This window comes from Streptomyces pseudogriseolus (assembly GCA_002154585.1).
GTDB classification, from domain to species: Bacteria; Actinomycetota; Actinomycetes; order Streptomycetales; family Streptomycetaceae; genus Streptomyces; species Streptomyces pseudogriseolus.
The window spans coordinates 1-2,213 of record MUNG01000134.1; the positions used below are offsets into that span (position 1 = coordinate 1).

General features: G+C 72.6%; 2 protein-coding genes and 1 pseudogene. All 3 read right to left on the minus strand.

The genetic code is table 11. The features are described from left to right. Positions 1-45: 45 nt before the first annotated feature. Complete coding sequence (locus CCN29_RS13580; protein WP_086682012.1) at positions 46-1,230, minus strand: glutathionylspermidine synthase family protein; 1,185 nt, start codon at positions 1,228-1,230, stop codon at positions 46-48. Between the two features lie 6 nt (positions 1,231-1,236). After that, the gene (locus CCN29_RS13585; protein WP_006133494.1) at positions 1,237-1,572 is read right to left on the minus strand and encodes a hypothetical protein; all 336 of its coding nucleotides are present in this window, start codon (positions 1,570-1,572) and stop codon (positions 1,237-1,239) included. 206 nt (positions 1,573-1,778) lie between these two features. Continuing rightward, a pseudogene (locus tag CCN29_RS13590) lies at positions 1,779-2,213 on the minus strand (PLP-dependent aminotransferase family protein); the annotation flags it as partial.

Genomic DNA, 2,213 nt, shown 5'->3' on the forward strand with positions numbered 1-2,213 from the left:
CGGAGGACTCGGAGGACTCGGGGGACTCGGAGGACTCGGGGGGGATCAGAGGATGACGTGGGGCAGGAAGCGGGCGTATCCGTCGGTGACCAGACCGGAGGACTCGCGGATGCCGAGGCCGGCGGCCTCGTGCTCCACCACCCAGGTGCCGAGGACGACGCGGTTGCCGTCGAAGTCGGGCAGCGGTGCGAGCTGCTGGTAGCAGCAGGGTTCGTCGCGGGGCGCCGGCGCGGTGCCGGCCTCGTGCACGGTGACGCCGGCCCCCTCGCGGCCCAGCAGCGGCTTGGCGACCCAGCCGGTGGTGCCGGCGAGTTCGCGGGGGCCGTCGAGATACGCGGGAAGGAGGTTGGGGTGGCCGGGGTTGAGCTCCCAGAGGACCGCCAGCAGCGCCTTGTTGCTGAGCAGCATCTTCCAGGCGGGTTCGATCCACAGGGTGGAGCCGGTGCCGCCGCCGTTGTCGAGGGTGTCGAGCACATGACCGGCGAAGCGGTCGGTGGTCAGCCACTCCCACGGGTACAGCTTGAAGATGCTGCGGATGAACCGCAGGCGGTTGTCGACGAAGCGGCCGGAGAGGCGGTCCCAGCCGATCTCCTCCATGGACAGCCAGTCGGTCTCCAGGCCTGCCTGCTCGGCGGTCTCCTTGAGGTAGGCGACGGTCATCAGGTCCTCGCCGGACTCGTCGCCGGCGGTGTGGGCGAAGTACAGCGGGCTGCCCGGCGGGAGCAGCGCGGACTGCTTCTTCCAGGCGTCGATCAGCCGTTCGTGCAGGGAGTTCCACTGGTCGGCGCCGGGGAAGCGCTCCTCCATCCAGAACCACTGCGGGGAGGCCGCCTCCACCAGCGAGGTCGGGGTGTCCGCGTTGTACTCCAGCAGTTTCGCCGGGCCCGTGCCGTCGTAGCGGAGGTCGAAGCGGCCGTACAGGGACGGCAGTTCGTCCCTGCGGCGCCAGGACTCGGTGACGGCGTCGACGACCCGCGGGTCGGTGATGCCGAGGTCGGCGAAGCGGCCCTCGGTGACGATGTGCTCGGCGGCGGCCAGGCTCATCGCGTGCAGTTCCTCGACGGTCTCCTCCAGCGCCTCGACCTCGTCCAGGCCGAAGACGTAGTAGGCGCTCTCGTCCCAGTAGGGGCGCAGGGAGTCGTCGGGGTAGCGGGTGAGCGGGTAGATGAGCCCCTGCTCCTCCACGGTCTGCTGCCAGCCGGGGCGGGGCTCGGTGGTGCGCCGTTCCACGGCGGCTCAGCCCCCGCCGCTGCCGGAGCAGCCGAAGCCGCCGCGGTCGACGGCCTCGCTGCGGCTGAAGGTGCCGTTGTCGGCGTAGCCGCTGCTGACGTCGGCGTCGTAGTACCAGTCGGCGTCGGCGGCGCGGGACCGGCCCTTGCCGACGGAGCCGGAGGAGCCGCTGGAGCAGTTCTTGTCGGAGACGACCTTGTACCCGTCGCCGAGGGTGTAGCTGTCGCGGTCCACGCACCGCCGGTCCGGGTCGGACCCGCAGGCCGACAGTGCCGCCGCGAGCACTCCCATGCCGCCCAGCACCACCGTGCTGGACCGCAGCCGTCGCCGTGTCTGCGCCATGCCTTTCGCTCCCCCTCGTGTCGCGCCGGACCGTGTCCGTGTCGCCCGGCTCGCGGCGGACAGCCTAGAGACCGCCGGGGCGAGCCGCACAGGAGCCCCCGGTTCGGGGCGCGTTGACGCTGAGGGTTTGTCACCTTGTGCCGGGATACGTCCGTTCGGCGGTCACGGAAGTTCCACAAGCGGGGCCCGTCCGTGGGGGTGCTCGCTCACGGCAGGGCGCGGAGCAGCGCGTCCAGGGTGCCGGTCCAGGCGTGGTCGGGCGGGGTGGCGTAGCCGACGACGAGGGCGTCGCCGACGGGGTCGGTGACGCCGGGGTGGCGGAAGTGGCCCAGGCCCTTGACGAGGAGCCCCTGCCAGGTGGCCGACCGCTGGACCGACTGCTCGGTTCCGGGGGGCAGTTCGAGTACGGCGTGCAGTCCGGCCGCGATGCCGGTGACGCGGACGTGGGGCGCTCCGTCGGCCAGGGCCCGTACGAGGGCGTCCCGGCGGCGGCGGTAGCGCAGGCGGGCGGCGCGGACCTGGCGGTCGTAGGCGCCGGAGGCCAGGAACTCGGCGAGGGCGAGCTGGTCCACGACGCCGACGGTCATGCCGCCGCCGTGGCTGCTGCCGGACGTCGGCGACCACGGCGGCGGCATGACCGT

Bases quoted from the DNA above. Each gene is read 5' to 3' on its own strand.
- CCN29_RS13585 (WP_006133494.1), bottom strand. From the start codon at position 1,572: ATGGCGCAGACACGGCGACGGCTGCGGTCCAGCACGGTGGTGCTGGGC.